The sequence below is a fragment of the Azohydromonas australica DSM 1124 genome, from assembly GCF_000430725.1.
Taxonomy (GTDB): domain Bacteria; phylum Pseudomonadota; class Gammaproteobacteria; order Burkholderiales; family Burkholderiaceae_C; genus Azohydromonas; species Azohydromonas australica.
Genome location: NZ_KE387206.1, coordinates 239,766 through 260,955, shown reverse-complemented (window position 1 = coordinate 260,955; position 21,190 = coordinate 239,766). Strand labels below are relative to the sequence as shown.

The 21,190-nt window shown below is 70.2% G+C and carries 21 protein-coding genes; 8 read left to right on the top strand and 13 right to left on the bottom strand.

The features are described 5' to 3' along the window. Nucleotides 1-24: 24 nt before the first annotated feature. The 7 genes from H537_RS49755 to H537_RS0127030 form a co-directional block, all read right to left on the bottom strand. Nucleotides 25-315 carry a hypothetical protein gene (locus H537_RS49755; RefSeq protein WP_156901956.1) on the bottom strand — a complete coding sequence of 97 codons (291 nt, stop codon included), beginning with the start codon at nt 313-315 and terminating at the stop codon, nt 25-27. A 137-nt stretch (nt 316-452) separates the two neighbouring features. Continuing rightward, complete coding sequence (gene ccoP, locus H537_RS0127055) at nt 453-1,379, bottom strand: cytochrome-c oxidase, cbb3-type subunit III (RefSeq protein WP_029000363.1); 927 nt, start codon at nt 1,377-1,379, stop codon at nt 453-455. Continuing rightward, on the bottom strand, nt 1,379-1,570 hold the full coding sequence (locus H537_RS45725; protein ID WP_043460179.1) for a cbb3-type cytochrome oxidase subunit 3: 192 nt from the start codon (nt 1,568-1,570) through the stop codon (nt 1,379-1,381). Before H537_RS45725 ends, ccoP begins: the two co-directional genes overlap by 1 nt. A 23-nt stretch (nt 1,571-1,593) precedes the next feature. Next, nucleotides 1,594-2,211: a cytochrome-c oxidase, cbb3-type subunit II gene (gene ccoO, locus H537_RS0127045; protein WP_029000362.1), complete on the bottom strand. Its 618-nt coding sequence runs from the start codon at nt 2,209-2,211 to the stop codon at nt 1,594-1,596. Between the two features lie 21 nt (nt 2,212-2,232). After that, nucleotides 2,233-3,672, bottom strand: coding sequence for a cytochrome-c oxidase, cbb3-type subunit I (gene ccoN, locus H537_RS0127040; RefSeq protein WP_029000361.1), 1,440 nt, complete (start codon nt 3,670-3,672; stop codon nt 2,233-2,235). A 14-nt stretch (nt 3,673-3,686) separates the two neighbouring features. Then, nucleotides 3,687-3,896, bottom strand: a complete 210-nt coding sequence (gene ccoS, locus H537_RS51570; protein ID WP_084150966.1) for a cbb3-type cytochrome oxidase assembly protein CcoS — start codon at nt 3,894-3,896, stop codon at nt 3,687-3,689. Nucleotides 3,897-3,902: 6 nt separating this feature from the next. Beyond that, nucleotides 3,903-6,182: a heavy metal translocating P-type ATPase gene (locus H537_RS0127030; RefSeq protein ID WP_043460274.1), complete on the bottom strand. Its 2,280-nt coding sequence runs from the start codon at nt 6,180-6,182 to the stop codon at nt 3,903-3,905. A gap of 69 nt (nt 6,183-6,251) precedes the next feature. On the opposite strand from H537_RS0127030, the gene H537_RS0127025 reads away from it, so the two are divergent. Further along, nucleotides 6,252-6,719 (top strand): DUF192 domain-containing protein, encoded by a 468-nt coding sequence (locus H537_RS0127025; RefSeq protein WP_043460175.1) that lies wholly within the window; start codon nt 6,252-6,254, stop codon nt 6,717-6,719. Between the two features lie 80 nt (nt 6,720-6,799). On the opposite strand, the gene H537_RS0127020 is transcribed toward H537_RS0127025, so the two are convergent. Further along, a complete protein-coding gene (locus H537_RS0127020; protein ID WP_029000358.1) occupies nt 6,800-7,384 on the bottom strand; it encodes a superoxide dismutase in 585 nt (194 codons plus the stop codon). A 121-nt stretch (nt 7,385-7,505) separates the two neighbouring features. Continuing rightward, complete coding sequence (xseA, locus tag H537_RS0127015) at nt 7,506-8,861, bottom strand: exodeoxyribonuclease VII large subunit (protein WP_029000357.1); 1,356 nt, start codon at nt 8,859-8,861, stop codon at nt 7,506-7,508. A 275-nt stretch (nt 8,862-9,136) separates the two neighbouring features. Here xseA and H537_RS0127010 point away from each other — a divergent pair, with 275 nt between their 5' ends. The 7 genes from H537_RS0127010 (at nt 9,137) to H537_RS0126980 (ending at nt 14,090) form a co-directional block, all read left to right on the top strand. Beyond that, complete coding sequence (locus tag H537_RS0127010) at nt 9,137-9,766, top strand: MotA/TolQ/ExbB proton channel family protein (RefSeq protein WP_029000356.1); 630 nt, start codon at nt 9,137-9,139, stop codon at nt 9,764-9,766. Nucleotides 9,767-9,801: 35 nt separating this feature from the next. Further along, nucleotides 9,802-10,221 carry an ExbD/TolR family protein gene (locus H537_RS0127005; protein ID WP_029000355.1) on the top strand — a complete coding sequence of 140 codons (420 nt, stop codon included), beginning with the start codon at nt 9,802-9,804 and terminating at the stop codon, nt 10,219-10,221. Further along, on the top strand, nt 10,208-11,266 hold the full coding sequence (lpxK, locus tag H537_RS0127000) for a tetraacyldisaccharide 4'-kinase (protein WP_064736052.1): 1,059 nt from the start codon (nt 10,208-10,210) through the stop codon (nt 11,264-11,266). The genes H537_RS0127005 and lpxK overlap by 14 nt, the downstream gene beginning before the upstream one ends. Next, complete coding sequence (locus H537_RS0126995) at nt 11,256-11,483, top strand: Trm112 family protein (RefSeq protein ID WP_029000353.1); 228 nt, start codon at nt 11,256-11,258, stop codon at nt 11,481-11,483. Before lpxK ends, H537_RS0126995 begins: the two co-directional genes overlap by 11 nt. Beyond that, nucleotides 11,480-12,250 carry a 3-deoxy-manno-octulosonate cytidylyltransferase gene (gene kdsB, locus H537_RS0126990; RefSeq protein WP_029000352.1) on the top strand — a complete coding sequence of 257 codons (771 nt, stop codon included), beginning with the start codon at nt 11,480-11,482 and terminating at the stop codon, nt 12,248-12,250. The genes H537_RS0126995 and kdsB overlap by 4 nt, the downstream gene beginning before the upstream one ends. A 273-nt stretch (nt 12,251-12,523) precedes the next feature. Then, nucleotides 12,524-13,180: an adenylate kinase gene (gene adk, locus H537_RS0126985; RefSeq protein WP_029000351.1), complete on the top strand. Its 657-nt coding sequence runs from the start codon at nt 12,524-12,526 to the stop codon at nt 13,178-13,180. Between the two features lie 151 nt (nt 13,181-13,331). Then, complete coding sequence (locus tag H537_RS0126980) at nt 13,332-14,090, top strand: 3-hydroxyacyl-CoA dehydrogenase (RefSeq protein ID WP_029000350.1); 759 nt, start codon at nt 13,332-13,334, stop codon at nt 14,088-14,090. Between the two features lie 86 nt (nt 14,091-14,176). Here H537_RS0126980 and H537_RS0126975 read toward each other — a convergent pair whose 3' ends face one another. The 4 genes from H537_RS0126975 to H537_RS0126960 all read right to left on the bottom strand — a co-directional run bounded on the left by H537_RS0126975 (nt 14,177) and on the right by H537_RS0126960 (nt 21,158). Beyond that, entirely contained in the window at nt 14,177-16,117 is a 1,941-nt protein-coding gene (locus H537_RS0126975) for an ABC transporter ATP-binding protein (protein ID WP_051243303.1), read from the bottom strand. Nucleotides 16,118-16,478: 361 nt separating this feature from the next. After that, nucleotides 16,479-17,897 carry an ABC transporter permease gene (locus H537_RS0126970; protein ID WP_029000348.1) on the bottom strand — a complete coding sequence of 473 codons (1,419 nt, stop codon included), beginning with the start codon at nt 17,895-17,897 and terminating at the stop codon, nt 16,479-16,481. A 4-nt stretch (nt 17,898-17,901) separates the two neighbouring features. Beyond that, nucleotides 17,902-18,885, bottom strand: a complete 984-nt coding sequence (locus tag H537_RS0126965; protein WP_029000347.1) for an ABC transporter permease — start codon at nt 18,883-18,885, stop codon at nt 17,902-17,904. Further along, complete coding sequence (locus H537_RS0126960; RefSeq protein ID WP_051243302.1) at nt 18,882-21,158, bottom strand: ABC transporter substrate-binding protein; 2,277 nt, start codon at nt 21,156-21,158, stop codon at nt 18,882-18,884. Before H537_RS0126960 ends, H537_RS0126965 begins: the two co-directional genes overlap by 4 nt. Between the last annotated feature and the right edge of the window lie 32 nt (nt 21,159-21,190).

The window sequence follows — 21,190 nt, the reverse complement described above, 5'->3', positions numbered from 1 at the left end:
TGCGCGGCCCCGCCGCGCCCTGTCCTAGCGTTGACCCGAAGAGGCCTTGGCCCCGGCCGCCTCGGCGGCAGCCTTGTTGCGCGCCTCGATGGCGGGGCGCATGTCGCCCGAAGAGGTGTCCTCGGCAGGCTGCTGAGACTGCGGCGCCGCACCGGAACCCACCACCACGTCCGCGCCGCGGATGGCGATGACGGCCGTCACGATGGCGGCCACCACCACGGCCAGCGGCCCGCCCACCACCAGCCACATCATGCGCACACGCCACCAGGGCACGCGCTGGCCGCCGTCCGCCGCTTTATCGGTCTTGCGATCCATGGATTCACTGCTCCTGGGCCTTCAGGGCCCAAAAAACGCCGCGCGCCAGGGCCGGAAACCGGCCTGGCGCGCGTGTGTTGATGCGTCGCCCCGGAGCGCTCATGTCGCCATGAGCCTCCGGAGGTCGCGCCGCTTGCTTACTTCTGCGCCGTCGTGGCGGCACCGCCCTTGTGGGACAGGCTCCAGACATAGGCGCCGAGCACATGGATCTGCTCGGGGTTCAGGCGGCTGGCGTGCGCCGGCATGACGTTGGTCTTGCCGTTGTTGATCATGTTCATGATCGCCTGCTCGCCCCAGCCGTGCAGCCAGATCTTGTCGCTCAGGTTGGGCGCGCCCATGGCCTGGTTGCCCTTGCCGTCGGCACCGTGGCAGGCGGCGCACACCGTGGTGAACTTCTCCTTGCCCAGCTGCGCGTAGACCGCGTTGTGCGGGCTGCCCGAAAGGCTCAGCACGTAGTTGGCGACGTTGCGCACGTTCTCGCCACCACCGATGGCCGCGGCCATCGGGGGCATCATGCCCTGGCGACCACCGGTGATGGTCTCCTTGATCTTGTCGTGCGCGCCACCGTACAGCCAGTCGTCGTCGGTCAGGTTGGGGAAGCCCTTGCTGCCGCGCGCATCCGAGCCGTGGCAACCGGCGCAGGTGTTGACGAACAGGCGCTCGCCGATGCCCATGGCCGCCGGATCCTGAGCCAGCTGCTCGGCCGTCATGCCCACGTACTTGGCGTAGACCGGCGCCATGGCGGCGCGGGCCTTCTCCTGCTCGTTTTCGTACTGGCCGCGGCTGCTCCAGCCGAAGGCGCCCTTGCTGGAGCCCAGGCCGGGGTACAGCGACAGGTAGATGGCCGCGAAGACCACCGTGATGATGAACAGCCACAGCCACCAGCGCGGCAGCGGGTTGTTCAGCTCACGCAGGTCCTCGTCCCAGAGGTGGCCGGTGGTGTTGTCGGCAGCCATGGGCCGGTGCTTGCTCGCCACCATCAGCACGAACACGCAGAACGCGAGTCCGCCGACGACGATGGCGATCACGTACCAGGACCAGCCGCTGTTGATGAAATCACTCATTACTTACTCCCTTGGAAGCGGGCCGCTGCCGCAGCGACGGGCTCGCCGTCCTCTTCGAGGAAGGGCAGCTGCGCTGCCGCTTCGTGTTGGGAAAGCTGACGCTTGCTCCACGTCCACCAGGCGATGCCGAGGAACAGCACGAAGCTGAACACCGTCACGGCGCTGCGCAGAAGATTGATGTCGAAGTCCATCGCTTTGGCTCCGGGTCTCTGGTTTACTTCAGCGCAGTGCCCAGCACTTGCAGGTAGGCCACGACCGCATCGAGCTCGGTCTTGCCCTTGACCTCGTCGGCCGCCTTGGCGATCTCGTCGTCGGTGTAGGGCACGCCCACCTTGCGCAGTGCCGTCATCTTGGGCGCCAGGTCAGCCGGGTTGAGGGCCGCAGCCTCCAGCCACGGATAGGCCGGCATGTTGGACTCGGGCACCACGTCGCGCGGATTCAGCAGGTGGATGCGGTGCCAGTCGTCGCTGTACTTGCCGCCCACGCGGTGCAGGTCCGGACCCGTGCGCTTGGAGCCCCACTGGAAGGGATGGTCGTAGACGAACTCGCCGGCCGTGGAGTAGTGGCCGTAGCGCAGCGTCTCGGCGCGGAAGGGGCGCACCATCTGCGAGTGGCAGTTGTAGCAGCCCTCGCGGATGTAGACGTCCCGGCCTGCGAGCTGCAGCGCCGTGTACGGCTTGAGGTTCTCCACCGGCTTGGTCGTGCTGTGCTGGAAGAACAGCGGAACGATCTCGGTCAGGCCGCCGAAGGCGACCGTGACCAGGATCAGCACGATCATCAGGAAGTTGCTGGTCTCAATCTTCTCGTGACCAGTCGGATTTGCGTGTGCCATGTCGGTCTTTCCTCAATCCAATCAGGCGTGAGCCGTCACCATGGGCACCGGCGTCTCGACGACCTTGCCGCTACGCACCGTCATGATCGTGTTCCACAGCATGACCACCATGCCCAGCAGGTACAGCAGGCCACCCAGCATGCGGATGATGTAGAACGGGTACGAGGCCTTCACGCTCTCGACGAAGCTGTACACCAGCGTGCCGTCGGGGTTCACCGCACGCCACATCAGGCCCTGCATCACGCCGGCGATCCACATGGCGGCGATGTACAGAACGATGCCGATGGTCGCCACCCAGAAGTGCAGCTCGATGGCACGGGTGCTGTACATCGTCTTGCGGCCGAACATGCGCGGGATCAGGAAGTACAGCGAGCCGATCGAGATCATGCCCACCCAGCCCAGAGCGCCGGAGTGCACGTGGCCCACGGTCCAGTCGGTGTAGTGCGACAGCGCGTTGACGGTCTTGATCGACATCATCGGACCTTCGAAGGTCGACATGCCGTAGAACGACAGCGCAACGATCAGGAACTTCAGGATCGCGTCGTCACGCAGCTTGTGCCACGCACCCGAGAGGGTCATGATGCCGTTGATCATGCCGCCCCAGCTCGGCGCCAGCAGCACCAGCGAGAAGATCATGCCCACGCTCTGCGTCCAGTCGGGCAGCGCGGTGTAGTGCAGGTGGTGCGGACCCGCCCACATGTACGTGAAGATCAGGGCCCAGAAGTGCACGATCGACAGGCGATACGAGTACACCGGACGCTCGGCCTGCTTGGGGATGTAGTAGTACATCATCCCCAGGAAGCCCGCGGTCAGGAAGAAGCCCACGGCATTGTGGCCGTACCACCACTGCACCATGGCGTCCTGCACGCCGGCGTAGGCGGAGTAGCTCTTGAACAGGCTCACCGGGATCGCGGCGCTGTTGACGATGTGCAGCAGGGCCACGGCGATGATGAAGGCGCCGAAGAACCAGTTGGCCACGTAGATGTGGCGCACCTTGCGGATGCCCACCGTGCCGAAGAACACGATGGCGTAGGAGACCCAGGTGACGGCGATCAGGATGTCGATCGGCCACTCCAGCTCGGCGTATTCCTTGCCGGAGGTGTAGCCCAGCGGCAGTGTCAGCGCGGCCAGCACGATCACCAGCTGCCAGGCCCAGAACGTGAACAGGGCCAGGCCCGGCGCGAACAGTCGCGTCTGGCAGGTACGCTGCACCACGTGGTAGGACGTGGCAAACAACGCGCAACCGCCGAAGGCGAAGATCACCGCGTTGGTGTGCAGCGGACGCAAGCGCCCGTAGCTCAGCCAGGGAATGCCGAACGTCAGATCAGGGAAGGCAAGCTGTGTAGCGATGAACACGCCCACGAACATGCCGACCACACCCCAGAGCACCGCCGCAAGTGCGAACAATCGCACGGGGGCGTCGCTGTATACCGGTCTTCCCGGTTGCGCCGCTTGAGCCATCACTGGCCTCCTTCTTAGTGAGAATCCACCCGGTGCGCATTGTTCGGGGCCGAGCTTTCTCCAAGCTTGACCCCCGTCAACGCTTCACCATCCGCATTCAGAATGCGCTCGCCTTCCCGGTCGAGATCGTCAAATTGCCCGCCGTGCAAGGCCCAACCGAACACGCCGATGATCACCAGCACCAGCAGCGCCGACATCGGAATGAGCAGGAACAGGATTTCCATCGTCCATCAGCGCGCCAGGCGCAACGAGTTGCCCACCACGAGCAGTGAGCTCGTTGCCATGCCCAGGCCGGCGGCCCACGGAGGGAGCCAGCCGGCCAGCGCCAGCGGAATGCAGGCCAGGTTGTAGAGCGCGGCCCAGGCGATATTTTGCCGCACCACCCCCATGGCCTTGGCGGCAATACTGCGCGCATCGGCCAGTGCTTGAAGCCGCTGCGACGGCAGGATGGCGTCCGCATGCACCCGCGCCACCAGCGCGCCGTCGCCCATCGCGAAGGAGACGTCGGCCTGCGCCAGCACCGGCGCATCGTTGACGCCGTCACCAACCATGGCCACCACCTCGCCACGCGCCTGCGCTTCGCGCACCGCTTCGAGCTTGCGCTCGGGCGTGGCGCCGGCCTGCGCCACCGGCAGCTCCAGGCGCTGGGCCACCCGCTGCACGCGCGCGGGCGCATCGCCCGACAGCAGCGCGGGCTCGATGCCGGCGGCGCGCAGCGCGGCCATGGCCGCGGCCGCGTCCTCGCGCAGCCGCTCTTCGAAACAGAAGGTCAGCAGTACCTGACCGCGCGGGCCGAAAGCCGCCTGCAGCGCGTCGCCGCCATCGGCCACGGGCGCCTCGGCCACCCACGAGGCCCGGCCCAGGCGCCACTCCCGCCCCTGCGCGTCCAGCGCGCTCAAGCCCTGACCTGGTTGCTCGCGCACCTGAGTCCAGCCGCCCTCGCCCGGTACGGCCTCCTCGCCGTCCAGGGTCTGCACCAGCGCGCGCGACAGCGGATGCCTGGACCAGCGCGCCAGCACCACGGCCCGCAGCCGCAGCGCCTCCAGCTCGGCGTCTGCCACGCCGGCAGCCCGCTGGACTTCGCGCAGCGCCAGGCTGTCCTCGGTCAGCGTGCCAGTCTTGTCGATGAAGAGGCGACGCACCCGCGCCAGCGCTTCCAGCGCATCCAGCCGCTGCAGCAGCACGCCGCGGCGCGCCAGCCCGCCGGCGGCAGCCACCAGCGCCGAAGGCGCGGCCAGCGACAGCGCGCAGGGGCAAGTCACGATCAGCACCGACACCGCCACCCACACCGCCCGCGACGGATCCACCAGGCTCCACGCCAGCGCCGCCCCGACGGCCAGCACCAGCACCGCCCACAGGAAGGGCCGCGCCCAGCGGTCGGCGCTGCGCGCCAGCGAAGGCCGCTCGGTGAGCGCCTGCTGCATCAGCGCCACGATGCGCTCGTAACGCGTGTCCGCGCCCACGCGCTGCACGCGCATGCGCACCGGGGCGCCGACGTTGACGGCACCGCCCACCAGCGCGTCGCCGCACTGCCGCGACACCGGGCGCGACTCGCCGCTGAGCAGCGACTCGTCGGACTGGGTCTGCCCCTCGATCAGCTCGCCGTCGGCCGGGTAGCTCTCGCCCAGCGCCACCTGCACCACGTCGTCCGGACGCAGCGCATGCACGCTCACGGCTTCGAGGCTGCCATCGGCGCGCACGCGCTGCGCCGTCTGCGGCATGCGCGCCAGCGCCTCCTCCAGCGCCGCGGCCACGCGATGGCGCGCGCGCATCTCCAGGAAGCGCCCCGCCAGCAGGAAGCTCACGAACATCGTGAGCGAGTCGAAATACACCTCGCGGCCGAAGATGCCGCCCGGGTCGAAGGTCGCGCCGCTGCTGGCGACGAAGGTCACGATCACGCCCAGCGCCACCGGCACGTCCATGCCGATGCGCCGCGTGCGCAGGCTGCGCCAGGCCCCCTTGAGGAACGGTGCGGCCGACCACCACACCACCGGCACGCTCAAGACCCAGGAGCCCCAGTTGAGCAGCTGCCACAGGTCGGGCGCCATCTCGCCCGGCTTGGCCACGTAGATCGGCCAAGCCATCATCATCACCTGCATCATGCAGAACCAGGCCACGAACAGCCGCCACACGGCCTGCCGGTTCTCGGCCTGGCGCAGCGCGCGCGCCGGCGCGGCGGCGTCGGGCACGGCGTCGTAGCCGGCACGGCGGATCGCCTGCACCATCTCCGCCACGCGCGTGCGCGACGGGTCCCATTCGATGCGCGCGCGCTCGGCCGAAGCGCTCACGCGTGCAGACTGCACGCCCGGCACGTCCATGAGCGCCTGCTCGATGGTGTCGGCACAGGCGGCGCAATACATGCCCGACAGGCGCAGCACCGACTCGCCGACACGCTGCCCGTCACGTCCCTCGCGCCAGCGCGTGAAGCGCTGCTGCTCCTGCGGGTCGTCCAGTACGGCGAGCTCAGGCTGTCGGGCAGTGGTGTCCAGGGTGGCGGTGGGTGCGTTCATGGCGGCGGGCAGGCGCCGGCCACAGGCTCGACGACAGGGATAATCTAGGTGTCAACCCCAGAGCACGGCATGATCAAGATCAAGACGTACGCATTCCTGACGGGGCTGCTGGCCCTGGCACTCACCACCCTGCCCGCCGTCGCACAGCAGAGCCAGCCCCAGCGGCTCGAAACCATCACGCTCAACGCGGGCATGCACAACATTCGCGCCGAGGTGGCGCTCACCCCGGAGCAGCGCGCCACCGGCCTGATGTACAGGCGCGAGATGGCGGCTCACGAGGGCATGCTGTTCGTGTTCGAGCAGGCGGCGCCGCAGTGCTTCTGGATGAAGAACACGCTGCTGCCGCTTTCCATCGCCTTCCTGGCCGATGACGGGACGGTGGTGAACATCGCCGACATGAAGCCTCAGACGCTGGATTCCCACTGCTCGGCCAAGCCGGTGCGCTATGCGCTGGAGATGAACCAGGGCTGGTTTGCCAAGCGCGGCATCCAGACCGGCGCGAAGCTTAGCGGCGCACCGTTCAACGCGCCCAGGTGAAACGAAAAGGCCGATCGCAGGATCGGCCTTTTGACATCGCTCAAGCGGCGCCGCGCCGGGCGCCGCGGGCCTCAAGGGCCTCAGGCAGCGAAGTTGCTTTCCGCGAAGTCCCAGTTCGCCAGCTTGTCGAGGAAGGTCTCGACGAACTTCGGACGCAGGTTGCGGTAGTCGATGTAGTAGGCGTGTTCCCACACGTCCACCGTGAACAGCGGCTTGTCGCCGGTGGTCAGCGGCGTGCCGGCGGCGCCCATGTTGACGATGTCTACGCTGCCGTCGGCCTTCTTGACCAGCCAGGTCCAGCCCGAGCCGAAGTTGCCCACGGCGCTCTTGACGAAGGCTTCGCGGAAGGCGGCGTAGGAGCCGAACTTGGCGTTGATGGCCTGGGCCAGCGCGCCCTTGGGCTCACCGCCGCCGTTGGGCTTCATGCAGCTCCAGAAGAAGGTGTGGTTCCAGATCTGGGCCGCGTTGTTGTAGATGCCGCCGGAAGACTTCTTGATGATGTCTTCCAGGGACATGTTCTCGAACTCGGTGCCCTTCTGGAGGTTGTTGAGGTTCACCACGTAGGCGTTGTGGTGCTTGTCGTGGTGGTACTCCAGGGTCTCGCGGCTGTAGTGCGGGGCGAGGTCGTCGTAGCCGTAGGGCAGCGGGGGCAGAACGTGTTCCATCTTTTCTCCTGGGTTCATTGATGCACGTCAAAGGACGTGCAGCGGACAAAGCCACGGCGATTGTAGGAGTGCACGGAGCGGCGCGTCGGCGGTGCAAGGGCCTTGCGCGCAACGCCGGGTTTCAGTCCTCCGGCTGCACCTTCAGCACCTGCGCCAGCGCCCGGCCGTCGCTCCACACCGCCTGCACCTGCTGGCCCGGCTGCAAAGCCCGCGCCGAGACGATGGGCTGCCCGGCCTCGTTCGTCACCCAGGCATAGCCGCGCGACAGCACCCGGTGCGGGTCCAGGGCGGCCAGGCGCTGCTCCATGCCCTGCAGCGTGAGCGACGTGCGCTGATGCTGCGTCTGCTGTGCGCGCAGCAGCCGTGCGGCCAAGGCCTGCAGCCGCACGGCGGCGCGCTCGCGCTGCACGCCCTGTGCGCGCTCCAGCCGCGCGGCCAGGCGCTGCGGTGCCTCGGCCGCCCGCAACAACGCATGCCGCAGCGCGTGACGCGCGCGCTCCTCCAGCCGATCGAGCTGCTGCGCATGGCGCGCCAGCACGGCGCCGGGGCGCGCGAGCTGCAGCGCGCGCTGGTCCAGGTCCTGCGCCTGGCGTTCGAGCTGGCGCTGCACCTGGCGGCGCATGCGCCGTGCCAGCGTGGACAGCTGCTCCAGCGCCTCGGCCTGCGACGGCGCCACCAGCTCGGCCGCGGCGGTGGGCGTGGGCGCGCGCAGGTCGGCCGCGAAGTCGGCCAGGCTCACGTCGGTCTCGTGGCCCACGCCGCACACCAGCGGAATCCCGCTCTCGGCCACGGCAAACACCACGCGCTCGTCGTTGAAGGCCCACAGGTCCTCCAGCGAGCCGCCGCCGCGGCACAGGATCAGCACGTCCACCTCGCGGCGCTGGTTGGCCAGCTGCAGCGCGGCCACCAGCGCCGCCGGCGCCTCGGCGCCCTGCACCGGGCTGGGATAGATGACGACTTCCACCTGCGGCGCGCGCCGCGCCAGCGTGGTGAGCACGTCGCGCAGCGCCGCGGCGGCCAGCGAGGTGACCACGCCCACGCGCGCCGGAAAGCGCGGCAGCGCGCGCTTGCGCTCGGCGTCGAACAGGCCCTGCGCCTGCAGCCGCTCCTTGAGCCGCAGGAACTGCTCGTACAGCGAGCCCGTGCCCACGAGCTGCATGGACTCGACCACGAACTGCAGCTCGCCGCGCGGCTCGTACAGCGCGATGCGCCCGCGCAGCTCCACCTGCTGGCCATCGCGCGGGTTGAAGTCCACCAGCGAGGCGGCGCGGCGGAACATCGCGCAGCGCAGCGCGGCGGCCTGCCCGTCCGCGTCCTTGAGCGTGAAGTAGCAGTGCCCGCTGGCCGCGCGCGTGAAGCCCGAGAGCTCGCCGCGCACGCTGCACGCGCCGAAGCGCGCCGCCAGCGCGTCGCCCATGGCCAGCAGCAGCGCTCCCACGCCCCACACCTGGCGCGCCATCGTGCTCGGCTCGGCCATGCGGTTCTCCAAGATGAGTTTCAGAAGTCGGTGCTGAAAAATGCCGCAGCGCAAGCCGCGGCCCGGGCTGACAGGCACTTCGGTGCGCTGTCCCGGCGCTGCCCACAAACTTGTGCACAGCAACGGTGGACAGATTCAGTACCCGGCCCCAGTGCCGGCGGGCCCGCGGGAGGCCTTCGGCATAATCGCCGGTCCGTCCGGGCGGCCCAGTCCATGTGCACATGAGCAGCAGTCCCGGGCCTGTCTTTGTCGAACGCAATGACCCGGGGACGCCCTTGTTTTCGATCATACAAGCCGCCGGCTGGCCCATCTGGCCGCTGCTGCTGTGCTCGGTGCTGGCCATGGCGCTGATCATCGAGAGGCTCATGAGCCTGCGCACCGCGCGCATCGTGCCGCCCAAGCTGCTGGACGAGGTGCTGCAGCTCACGCGCGGCGGTCTGCCCGGGCCTGACGTGGTGCAGAAGCTACAGGAGCACTCGGTGCTGGGCGAGGTGCTGGCCGCGGGGCTGAACAGCGCGATGCAGCAGCCGCACGCCGACGAGGGCGGCCTGCGCCAGGCCTTCGAGAGCGCGGGGCGCGCGGCGGTGCACGAGCTGGAGCGCTACCTCAGCGCGCTGGGCAGCATCGCCTCGGCCGCGCCGCTGCTGGGGCTGTTCGGCACCGTGGTGGGCATGATCGAGCTCTTCGGCAGCCAGACGCCCGGCGGCGGCAGCAACCCGGAGCAGATCGCGCACGGCATCTCGGTGGCGCTCTACAACACCGCCTTCGGCCTGGCCATCGCGATCCCCGCGCTGCTGTTCTACCGCCACTTCCGCCGCCGCGTGGAGGACTACGCGATGGCGCTGGAGCAGGCGGCCGAGCGGCTGCTGCCGCTGCTGGTGCGCCACGCCGCGCGCGCGGCCTGAGCCGTGAACTGATTGAAGCCGCCGGAGAACGCGCGATGAACTTCCGCAAGCCGCGGCCCGAGGAACCGGAGATCAACCTCATCCCGTTCATCGACGTGCTGCTGGTGGTGCTGATCTTCCTGATGCTGTCCACCACCTACAGCCGCTTCACGGCGCTGGACGTGACGCTGCCCGTGGCCGGCACGCAGCCGCTGCCGCAGCGCCCGCAGGAGATCATCGTGGCCGTGGCCCACGACGGCCGTTACGCCATCAACCAGCGTCCCGTCGAGGGCCGCAGCGTGGAAGTGCTGGCCGCCGAGCTGCGCACCGCCGCGCAGGGCCTGAACCAGCCTATGGTGATCATCAGCGCCGACGCTACGGCCGCGCACCAGTCGGTGGTCAACGTGCTGGACGCCGCGCGGCGCAGCGGGCTCTCCAGGCTCACCTTCGCCACGCAGGCCGGTGCGCAGCACTGAGGCCAAGCCCAGCGGCGTCCTGGCGCGCGCGGGCGACTGGCTGCAGCGCCAGTGGTGGCAAGCATCGCCCACGGCCGGCGTGCGGCTGCTGCAACCCCTTTCCGCCCTGTACGAGACGCTGGCCGAGCGCCGGCGCCGCGCCACCGCGCCTGAAGGCACCGGTCTGCCGGTGGTGGTGGTGGGCAACCTCATCGTCGGCGGCGCGGGCAAGACGCCCACCGTCATCGCGCTGGTGCACGCGCTGCGCAAGGGGGGCTGGACGCCAGGCGTGATCTCGCGCGGCCATGGCCGCGACGGCGCCGCCGTGGCGGCCGTGCGCCGCGACAGCGCCGCGCGCGAGGTGGGCGACGAGCCGCTGCTGATCCACCTGCGCAGCGGCGCGCCGGTGGTGGTGGGCCGCGACCGGCTGGCCGCCGCCCGCACGCTGCGCGCGGCGCATCCCGAAGTGAACCTGCTGCTGGCCGACGACGGGCTGCAGCACTGGCGCCTGGCGCGCAACGCGCAGGTGATCGTGTTCGACGATCGTGGCGCCGGCAACGGCCTGCCCCTTCCCGCCGGACCGCTGCGCCAGCGGCTGCCCGAGGCCGTGCCGCCGCGCAGCCTGGTGCTCTACAACGCTGCGGCGCCCAGCACGCCGCTGCCGGGCTGGTGCGCGCAGCGCCGCCTGGCCGGCGCGGTGGAGCTGGCCGGCTGGTGGGCCGGTGAGCCGCCGAGCCTGCAAGCGCTGCACGCCCTGCGCGGGCGGGCGGTGGTGGCCGCGGCCGGCATCGGCGCGCCGCAGCGCTTCTTCGACATGCTGCAGGCTCAGGGGCTGAGCCTCACGCCCTGCCCCGTGCCCGACCATCACGACTACGCCACGCTGCCCTGGCCGCCGGGCACGCCCGACGTGGTGCTGACCGAGAAGGACGCCATCAAGCTCGACGCGGCGCGCTGCCCCGGGTCGCGCGTGTGGGTCGTGGCGCTAGACTTCGCCCTCCCCGACGGCTTCGTGGCCGAGCTGGCCCGGCTGCTTCCCGCATCACCTTCCGTACCCCATGAGCCTTGACCACCGATTGATCGAACTGCTGGTATGCCCGGTGTGCAAAGGCCCGCTGGAGCTGCAGCGCGACACGCAGCTGCAGCCGCGCGAGCTGGTCTGCCCGGCCGACCGGCTGGCCTTCCCCATCCGCGACGGCCTGCCCGTGATGCTCGAAACCGAGGCCCGCGCGCTGGACGTGCCGGCCCCGATGGCGCCTACCCCCGACGACGCCGCGGCCGTATGAGCGTCGTGCGCGACGAGGACTTCACCGTCCTGATCCCGGCGCGGATGTCCTCCACGCGGCTGCCCAACAAGCCGCTGGCCGACATCGCCGGGCTGCCGATGGTGGTGCGCGTGGCGCAGCGCGCCGCGCTCTCCGGCGCGCGCCGCGTGGTGGTTGCGGCCGACGACGACCGCATCCTGCTGGCCTGCGCGCGCAACAACGTCGAGGCCGTGCTCACCGCCAAGGACCACGCCAACGGCAGCGACCGCCTGGCCCAGGCCTGCACGCTGCTGGGCCTGGACGGCGAGGACATCGTGGTCAACGTGCAAGGCGACGAGCCGCTGATCGACCCCGCGCTCATCGACGGCTGCGCCAAGCTGCTGCGCGTGCGCGACGACTGCGTGATGGGCACCGCCGCCCACGCCATCGAGAGCGAAGCCGACTTCCGCAATCCCAACGTGGTGAAGGTGGTGCTCGACGCCGCGGGTCGCGCGCTGTACTTCACCCGCGCCAGCGTGCCTTTCTGGCGCGACGCCGTGCCGCCCACCGCGCTGCCGAGCCCGGCGCCGCTGCGCCACATCGGCCTCTACGCCTACCGTGCCGGCTTCCTGCGCCGCTTCCCGATGCTGGAAACCTCGCCGCTGGAGCGCATCGAATCGCTGGAGCAGCTGCGCGTGCTGTGGCATGGCGAGCGCATCGCCGTGCACGTGACGCGGCGCGCCCCCGGCCCCGGCGTGGACACGCCCGAAGACCTGGAGCGCGTGCGCGCGCTGCTGGCCGGCGGTTGAGCGCAGTGCGCCCATCGCGGGCGCGCCACGGGCTCAGCGCTTGAGCCCGCCCATGCTGACGAACCCCTGACGACCCCTTTGCCGGTGAGCCGATCGCGTGACGGGCGTCACGCGAAATCCAGGCCCCAACAGGTCTTTTCGCTTGCGCGGCGTCAGCTTGGCGAAAAGACCTGCGTGTTATTCTCGATCGAGACAACACGGCCGCCCTGGCCGGGAACAGGCGCCTTTCCCAAAGGGGCCCTCAAACATTCAAGCAATTCAAGCAAGGAAGCCATGAGACTGATTCTTCTGGGCGCACCGGGCGCCGGCAAAGGCACGCAAGCGGCCTTCATCTGCAAGAAATTCGGTATTCCGCAGATCTCCACGGGCGACATGCTGCGCGCTGCCGTGAAGGCCGGTACCCCGCTGGGCCTGGAAGCCAAGAAGGTGATGGACGCTGGCGGTCTGGTCAGCGACGAGATCATCATCGGCCTGGTCAAGGACCGCCTTGCCCAGTCCGACTGCGCCAACGGCTTCCTGTTCGACGGCTTCCCCCGCACCATTCCCCAGGCGCAAGCCATGCGCGACGCCGGCGTGAAGCTGGACGTGGTGCTGGAGATCGACGTGCCCGATGAGGCCATCATCGAGCGCATGGCCGGCCGCCGCGTGCACGTGGCCTCGGGCCGCACCTACCACGTCAAGTTCAACCCGCCCAAGGCCGAAGGCGTGGACGACGAGACCGGCGAAGCGCTGATCCAGCGCGACGACGACAAGGAAGAGACCGTGCGCAAGCGCCTGGAGGTCTACCAGAGCCAGACCCGTCCGCTGGTCGACTACTACGCCAGCTGGTCTGCCACCGGCGACGCGCAGGCCCCGCGCTACGCCAAGATCAGCGGCCAGGGCTCGGTGGACGAGATCACCGGCCGCGCCCTGCAAGCCCTCGGCGCCTGAGGCTCGCAAGCGTTGTAGAAAAGCCGCCCCCGGGCGGCTTTTTCACGCCTGCCTGCCATCCCGCGGCAGGCGCCGTTCATCCTCCGGTCCCCGGGGACGGACGGCATACGTCACTGGCAAGCGAACCCTGAAATCACACAAGGAGACGGACATGGACATCGCAGGCAAGGTTTTCATCGTCACCGGCGCGGCCTCGGGCCTGGGCGAAGGCACGGCGCGCATGCTCGCGCGCGAGGGCGCCAAGGTCGTGCTGGCGGACCTGCAGCTCGACAAGGGCGCGGCGCTGGCCGCGGAGCTGGGCGCCAGCTTCGTGAAGTGCGACGTCAGCCAGGAAGCCGACGCCCGCGCCGTGGTGCAGCAGGCCGTGTCGCTGGGCAAGCTGGTGGGCCTGGTCAACTGCGCCGGCATCGCGCCGGCGGCGCGCGTGGTGGGCAAGGAAGGCGCGCACGCGCTGGGGCTCTTCTCCAAGGTCATCAACGTCAACCTGGTGGGCACCTTCAACATGTGCCGCCTGGCGGCCGAGGCCATGTGCGCCAACGAGCCGGAGCCCACCGGCGAGCGCGGCGTGCTCATCAACACCGCCAGCGTGGCGGCCTTCGACGGCCAGATCGGCCAGGCCGCCTACGCCGCCAGCAAGGCCGGCGTGGCGGGCATGACGCTGCCGCTGGCGCGCGACCTGGCGCGCCACGGCATCCGCTGCGTGACCATCGCCCCGGGCATCTTCGGCACGCCGATGCTGGAGGCCATGCCGCAGGAGGTGCAGGACGCGCTGGCCGCCAGCGTGCCCTTCCCCGCGCGCCTGGGCCGCCCGGCCGACTACGCCAAGCTCGTGCACCAGATCGTCACCAACGACATGCTCAACGGCGAAACGATCCGCCTGGACGGCGCGATCCGGATGCCGCCGAAGTAATCGAACACTTCAGGGGGCACGGCTGCGCGCGCAACGAGGGTTGCATCGCTACCGCCCGCCATGCGCGCCAGTCCCTCAGCCAGCCGTCAAGCCGGCACCACCAGCCGCGGCACCGCCGCCAGCAGGCTCTTCGTGTACTCGTGCCGCGGGTCCTGCAGCACCTGCTCGGCCGGGCCGAGCTCCACGATGCGCCCGGCCTGCATCACCGCCACCTCGTGCGCCAGGTAGCCCACCACGCCGATGTTGTGCGTGATGAACAGGTAGGCCAGCCCCAGGCGCTGCTGCAGCTCGCGCAACAGGTTCAGGATCTGCGCCTGCACCGACACGTCCAGCGCCGAGGTCGGCTCGTCGCACACCAGCAGCCGGGGCTGCACCGCCAGCGCGCGCGCGATCGCGATGCGCTGCCGCTGCCCGCCCGAGAACTCGTGTGGCCAGCGCCGCAACGCATCGGCGGGCAGGCCCACCTGGCGCGCCAGCGCCTCCACGCGCGCCGTCCGCTCCTCGGAGCCCAGCTGCGGGAGCAGCGCCCGTAAACCTTCCTCCAGCAGCTCGGCCACGCGCAGCCGCGGGTTGAGCGAGCCGAAAGGGTCCTGGAACACGATCTGCGCCTGCGCCCGCGCGGCGCGCAGCTCGTTGCCCTCCAGCGCGAACAGGTCGCGCCCGTCCAGCAGCGCCTGCCCCGTCACCCGCGCCTGGCGCCGCAGCAACTGCACGATCGCCTTGCCCGTGGTGGTCTTGCCGCTGCCGCTCTCGCCCACCAGCGCCAGCGTGCGGCCGGCGCGCATGTCGAAGCTCAGCTCGCGCACGGCCTCCACGTGCCCCACCACGCGCCGGAACAGCCCCTTGCGCACCGGGAAGCCCACCGACAGGTTGCGGACCTGCAGCAGCGGCGGCGCGGCTGACTCGCTTCGCGACGGCGCCGACGCTCCGCCCGCGGGCACCGTGCCGGCCGCGCTGCCCCGCACTGCCTCGTCCGGCGTCTTCCGGACAGCCGCCGCCAGCGCCTCGGCCGTCTCGCGCGGCGACGGCGGCACCGCGCCGGGCGCGTACAACACGCAGCGCACCTGCCGGCCCGCATCGGGCTGGTACAGCGGCACCGCGCCGCTGCACGCCGGCCTGGCGTGCGGGCAGCGCAGCTTGAAGCGGCAGCCGCTCAGCCGCTCCGACAGCCCCGGCACGCTGCCCGCGATGGCCGCCAGCGGCTCGTCGCGCCGCCGTGCATCGGGCAGCGCGCGCAGCAGCGCCTGCGCATACGGATGCGCCGGCGCCCGGAAGAAGGCCTCGGCCGGCGCCAGCTCCACCAGCTGCCCGGCGTACATCAGCGCCACCTGCTGCGCAAAGCCCGAGACCAGCGCCAGGTCGTGCGTGATCAGCAGCAGCCCCAGGCCGTGCTCGCGCTGCAGCTCGCGCAGCAGGTCCATCACCTGCGCCTGCACGGTCACGTCCAGCGCCGTGGTGGGCTCGTCGGCCAGCAGGTAGTCCGGCTCGGTCGCCAGCACCATGGCGATCATCACGCGCTGCTTCTGCCCGCCGCTGAGCGCGAAGGGGTAGCTCTCGAACGCGCGCTCCGGCAGCCCCACGCGTTGCAGCCACTGCCGCGCCCGCTCGCGCGCCGCGTTGCCGCGCAGCGGCAGGTGGCGCTCGATGGCCTCGACGAGCTGGTCGCCCACCGTCATCACCGGGTCCAGGCTGGTCGCGGGCTCCTGGAAGATCATCCCGATGCGCTTGCCCCGCAGCGCCCGCATGCCGGACTCGGGCAGCGCCAGCAGGTCCTGCCCGTCCAGCTTCACCTGCCCGCCGACGATGCGCCCGGCCTCGGGCAGCAGCCGCATCAGCGCCAGCGCCGTGATGCTCTTGCCGCAGCCGCTCTCGCCCACCAGCGCCACGGTCTGGCCCTGCGCCAGCGACAGCGTCAGCGCGTCCACCACGGCCAGGCTGCCGGAGTCGGTGTCGATGAGGACGTCGAGGGCGTGGGCTTCGAGGTGGCTGGAGGGGGTGGTGACGGGGCTGGGCGGGAGGTTGCTCATGGTTGATGCCCGTTGTTGGCCGGAAGCTGACCTGCACCGACAACTACCTCGTCATTCCCGCGAAGGCGGGAATCCAGGCGGCCCCACGTCAGCACGAAGCCCGGGCACAGCGAACCAAGCGCCAGTCCTCGGCGTTCCGCCCGATCAACTTGCGGCCGGCTTGGGGGCCGCCTGGACTCCCGCCTGCGCGGGAGTGACGAAGTAGAGGGCGAAGCGGCTTGGCTTACGAGATGCGACGGTCTGGAAATTTTCCCGGGCCCCAGTACGCCTTCGCGGGCATGACGAAGTGGGGTGCCTGGCGCATCGGCTGACGGGATACAGCAGCGCGCCAACTTTCCCCAGCCAGCCATGCGCCTGCCCCTCACGCCTTCCTCACCCTCAACGCCCGCGCCCGCGGGTCAAAGGCATCGCGCACGCCGTCCGCCAGCAGGTTCGCCGACAGCACCAGCGCCAGCATGAAGACGAAGGCGCTGGTGAAGCTCCACCACACCAGCGGATCGCGGCTCATCTCGCTGCGGGCCAGGTTGATCATCCCGCCGAAGCTGTTGAGCGACGGGTCCACGCCCACGCCCACGTAGCTCAGCACCGCCTCGTAGAGCACCAGCGCCGAGAAATCGAGCACCGTCGTGATCAGCACCAGGTGCAGCGTGTTGGGCAGGATGTGGCGCAGCATGATCCGCCCCGCCGGCAGCCCGAAGGCCGTGGCCGCCTGCACGTACTCCATCTCGCGCAGCTTCAGCGTCTCCGCGCGCAGCAGCCGGCACAGCGTCGCCCAGCCCGTCAGGCCCAGGATCAGGCACAGCAGGAACAGCCGCAGGTCGCTGCGCTCGGCCCCGGTGGCGAACAGCTCCGGATGCTGGTCGATGAACACCTGCACCATCAGCACGCAGGCGGCGATCAGCAGCACGTTGGGCACCGCGGACAGCACGGTGTAGACGTACTGAATCACCGCGTCCGCCCAGCCGCGCAGGTAGCCCGAGACGATGCCCAGCACCAGCGCCAACGGCAGCGTGGCGATGGTGGCCAGGCTGCCGATCACGAAGGCCGTGCGCACGCTCTTGAGCGCCTGCACCAGCACGTCGTTGCCGGTGCGGTCCGTGCCCAGCACGTGGTAGTGGCCCATCAGCGCGATCACCACCCCGGCCAGCAGGCACAGCGCCGTGGCGCATAGCAGCGCAGCGCGCAGCGGCACGCGGGTGCGGTCGCGCACCACGTCCTTCAGGGCCCAGCGCCACGGGATGCCCTTGCGCCGCGCGCGCCACCCCGCCGTCAGCGCGAACAGGCCCGCCGCCACGGTCAATCCGCCCGCGGCGCCGGCCAGCGCGCGATGGGCGATGTCGCCGGCGCGCTCGGCCTCCGGGTCTGCCAGGTGAGCGCCGCCGTGCTGCAGCCGCGGGAAGGTGCGCAGCACCGTGCCGCCCTGCTCCACGCTCTGGCGGTTGAAGGCCACCACCGCCAGCGGCGCGGAGTAGCTGGACTCGCGCATGGCGATGGGCCGCGCCAGCAGCTCGTCGAGCAGGCTCTCCGTGCGCGTGGCGTAGAAGACCTCGCCGCCGGCCGTGGGCGGCAGCGCGCGCCGGAAGTGGACGCTGTCCAGCAGCGCCACGACGGCGAACACGGCGAAGACGATCAGCGCGCACAGCGCCGGCGCGTCGTGGAGCATGCGGCGCCAGGGCGCGCGCAGGGGAGGAAGCCGCCGCAGCCGCCAGCCGTAGAAGGCCAGCGCGGCCACCAGCAGCCACAGCACGGCGTCGGTCCACAGCAGCACGAGCTTCGGCACGGCGCTACTCCAGCCGCACCCGGGGATCGACCCAGGTGTAGGCGATGTCGATCAAGAGAAACGCCGCCACGTAGAGCAGCGAGCCCAGGAACACCATGGCGCGCACGACGGCGAAGTCCTGCGCCGAGATCGCGTCCACCACGTAGGCGCCCAGCCCCGGAATGCCGAAGAAGCTCTCGAACAGCAGGCTGCCCAGGAACACGTAGGGCAGGTACGAGCCGGCGCTGGTGAGGATCGGGATCATGGCGTTGGGCAGCACGTGCCGCACCAGCACGGCGGGCTCGCTCAAACCCTTGGCGCGGGCGGTGCGCACGTGGTCCTTGCCCACCTCCTCCAGCAGCATGGCGCGGTAGAGCCGCGCCTCGCCGCCCAGGCGCGCCAGCAGGCTCAGGGCCACCGGCAGCACCAGGAACTTCACCGCGTCCAGCCCCGGCGCCCAGCCGGAGATCGGGACCAGCTTCAGGATGCGCGAGAACAGCAGCTGGCCGACGATGATGTAGAAGAGGCTGCTGATCGAGAGCATCAGCACGCACAGCACCACGCCCCAGAAGTCGATGCGCGAGTGCCTGAAGAACACCAGCACCAGCGCGAAGCCGACCGAGGCGATGAGCTGCAGGACGAATATCGGCACCGCCAGCTGCAGGCTCACCAGCATGCGCGTGCGGATCTCCTGGCCGATGTCCACCGCGCTCTGCGAGTCCGAGCGGCCGAAGTCCAGCCACAGCAGCGACACCGAGCGCTGCCAGAACACGGTGCGGGTGAGTTTCTCGGCGCCTTGCGCCTGCTCGTTCCACAGCAGCGGCTGGTCGTAGCCGCGCACGGCCTTCCAGGTCTCGATCTGGTCGGCGCTCACCCGGCGCCCGCCGATGTTCAGCCGCGCCATGTCGTCGGGCGTGTTGAGCGTGAAGAAGAGCAGGAAGGTCATCAGGTTGACGCCCACCAGCACCAGCACCGCGTAGAGCACGCGCCGCAGGATCGCGTTGGTCACGCTACGCCCTCCCCGGCCGCCGGACGCGCCGGCGCCTCGCCGCTGCGGCCCTCGGCCGACTCCTTCGCGCGCCACTGCGTGCGCAGCCGCCACGCCAGCGCCAGCAGCGCCAGCGGCAGCAGCAGCAGCGGCCACCAGCGCGGGCGGTTCCACTCGGCCCAGCGCTCGGCGCGCACGGACGTGTCCAGCCGGTAGTACTTGGCCATGTCGCGCACCAGCAGGCTGGGCTTGCCGTTGTGCACCCAGGGCTGGAAGGCGGCGGCGGCGTAGGGAAACACGCCGAAGGCCCAGGGCGCGTCCTCGCGCACGATGTCCACCATCCGGTCGATCACGGCCTGGCGCTCGGGGCCGTCGTCCAGCGACTGCATGCGCTTGTAGAGCCGGTCGTACTCGGGGTTCTCGTAGTTGGCGGCGTTCTCGCCGTCGTGGCCCGCCTTGGCGTTGGGACCGTAGAGCAGGAACAGGAAGTTCTCGGGGTCCGGATAGTCGGCCAGCCAGCCCCACGCAAAGATCTGGGCGCGGCCGTTGCGCATCTTTTCCTGGAATTGGTTGTAGTCGGTGGCGCGGATTTCGAGCTGGATGCCCAGCTTGCCGAACTGGCGCGTGAGCCAGTCCAGCTCGGCGCGGATCTCCGGCGTGGGCACGCGCTGGAAGTCGTAGTACAGCACCAGCGGCCGGCCCGTCCTGGCGTCGCGCCCGTCGGGGTAGCCGGCCTCGGCCAGCAGCTTCTTCGCGTCCTCGATGGGGCGGCGCACCACCTTGCCGTCCACCACCCGGTGCGTCACCGGGTTGTGGCCTTCCACCGTGCCGTGGCGCGAGCCGAACAGCCCGGCGGGCAGCGGCCCGTGCGCGGCCTCGCCGGCCTTGTTGACGAAGATGCGGCCGTAGCCCTCCTCGTAGTCGATGGCGATGGAAATCGCCTGGCGCAGCTTGCGGTTCTTCACCTGCTGCTGCGGCGTGTCGCCGCGGCCGATGACGGGGTCGCGCCAGTTGAAGCCCAGGTAATTGATGCTGATGTCCACCGACTTCGGAAAGATGAAGCCGCGCTGCTCGTAAAGCCGGCGCGTGTCGGCGGAGTCCTGCATGTCGCTGAGGAACTCGATGCCCCACTCCGGGCGCTCGATCTCCGGCACGTCCAAGTAGCCCTGGATGAATTTCGCCTTGTGCGGCAGCTTCTCGCGCTCGTTGGTGGAGACGATGCGGTCGATGAAGGGCATGGGCTTGCCGCAGTCGTCCAGCAGCCCGGCCTCCTTGTCGCCGGGCATGCCCTCGCACGGGTAGGGCTCGCCGCGGAAGTTGGGGTTGCGCTGCAGCACGTGGCGGCGGTCGGTGATGCGCTCCACCAGCATGTACGGCCCCGTGCCCACCGGCCAGGCCGACAGGCTCAGCCCGGCGACCGCCATGCCGGGCTGGGCGTAGAAGGCATCGGCCTCCCAGGGCACCGGTGCCATGAAGGTCATGGCCATCCAGTACTTCCACTGCGGGTACTTGCCCTTGAGCGTGATGCGCAGCAGGTGTTTTTCAGGCGCCTGCGCGCCTTCCAGCGGCCAACGGCGCAGGTCTAGGAAGGGTTTGTCCAGGGCCGACGGCGGCAGGCCCTGGCGCAGCTTGGCGTCCTCGGCACGCAGCAGCGCGTTGAACGCCTTCAAGCCCAGCACGTGCTCGGAGAACACGCCGAACACCGAGGCTTCCACGCGCGGGCTGGCGTGGCGCTTGAGGGCGTAGACGAAGTCCTCGGCCGAGAGTTCGCGCGTGCCCTGGTGCTCGAAGTCCAGCGGGCTGCGCCGGCTGCCCAGCTCGCCGGGCTTCAGGGCGTGGTAGCGGTAAGCGCCCTGCTCGTCCTTGGCGAAGGCCGGGTGCGGCGCGAACAGGACGCCGGGGCGGATGCGGATGTCGTAGACGCTGAAGGCAATGCGGGCCGGGTCGGCGTCCTGCGGCAGCGGGTGGCGCTGCGCGTCCAGGTACCGCGGCTCCGCGATGGCCTCGGCCGCCTTGGGCACCAGCGCGTAGGGCCGCTTGAGGTAGTGGTAGCCGTAGAGCGGCTCGTAGGTCTGGTAGGTGTAGGGCGTCTCGTTGTTGTTGTAGGAGACGGTGGGGTCCAGCGAGCGCGGGCTGCGCTCCTGGAAGGCGTTGAGCAGCGTGTTGCTCTGGGCGGTGCCGCGCGGGTACGGGCTGTTGTCGCAGGCGGCCAGCGGCAGGAGCAGCAGCGCCGTGAGCGCCGGCAGGAGCAGGCGCCAAAGGCACCGCAGTCCCGTGAACCCCTTCAGCGCCATCGGCTCCTCCGCTGTGCAGTGGCCAACACCCC

Coding starts and splice junctions, on each gene's coding strand:
- H537_RS49755 (WP_156901956.1), bottom strand. CDS start 315: ATGGATCGCAAGACCGATAAAGCGGCGGACGGCGGCCAGCGCGTGCCC.
- ccoP (WP_029000363.1), bottom strand. CDS start 1,379: ATGAGTGATTTCATCAACAGCGGCTGGTCCTGGTACGTGATCGCCATC.
- H537_RS45725 (WP_043460179.1), bottom strand. CDS start 1,570: ATGGACTTCGACATCAATCTTCTGCGCAGCGCCGTGACGGTGTTCAGC.
- ccoO (WP_029000362.1), bottom strand. CDS start 2,211: ATGGCACACGCAAATCCGACTGGTCACGAGAAGATTGAGACCAGCAAC.
- ccoN (WP_029000361.1), bottom strand. CDS start 3,672: ATGGCTCAAGCGGCGCAACCGGGAAGACCGGTATACAGCGACGCCCCC.
- ccoS (WP_084150966.1), bottom strand. CDS start 3,896: ATGGAAATCCTGTTCCTGCTCATTCCGATGTCGGCGCTGCTGGTGCTG.
- H537_RS0127030 (WP_043460274.1), bottom strand. CDS start 6,182: ATGAACGCACCCACCGCCACCCTGGACACCACTGCCCGACAGCCTGAG.
- H537_RS0127025 (WP_043460175.1), top strand. CDS start 6,252: ATGATCAAGATCAAGACGTACGCATTCCTGACGGGGCTGCTGGCCCTG.
- H537_RS0127020 (WP_029000358.1), bottom strand. CDS start 7,384: ATGGAACACGTTCTGCCCCCGCTGCCCTACGGCTACGACGACCTCGCC.
- xseA (WP_029000357.1), bottom strand. CDS start 8,861: ATGGCCGAGCCGAGCACGATGGCGCGCCAGGTGTGGGGCGTGGGAGCG.
- H537_RS0127005 (WP_029000355.1), top strand. CDS start 9,802: ATGAACTTCCGCAAGCCGCGGCCCGAGGAACCGGAGATCAACCTCATC.
- H537_RS0126995 (WP_029000353.1), top strand. CDS start 11,256: ATGAGCCTTGACCACCGATTGATCGAACTGCTGGTATGCCCGGTGTGC.
- kdsB (WP_029000352.1), top strand. CDS start 11,480: ATGAGCGTCGTGCGCGACGAGGACTTCACCGTCCTGATCCCGGCGCGG.
- adk (WP_029000351.1), top strand. CDS start 12,524: ATGAGACTGATTCTTCTGGGCGCACCGGGCGCCGGCAAAGGCACGCAA.
- H537_RS0126980 (WP_029000350.1), top strand. CDS start 13,332: ATGGACATCGCAGGCAAGGTTTTCATCGTCACCGGCGCGGCCTCGGGC.
- H537_RS0126975 (WP_051243303.1), bottom strand. CDS start 16,117: ATGAGCAACCTCCCGCCCAGCCCCGTCACCACCCCCTCCAGCCACCTC.
- H537_RS0126960 (WP_051243302.1), bottom strand. CDS start 21,158: ATGGCGCTGAAGGGGTTCACGGGACTGCGGTGCCTTTGGCGCCTGCTC.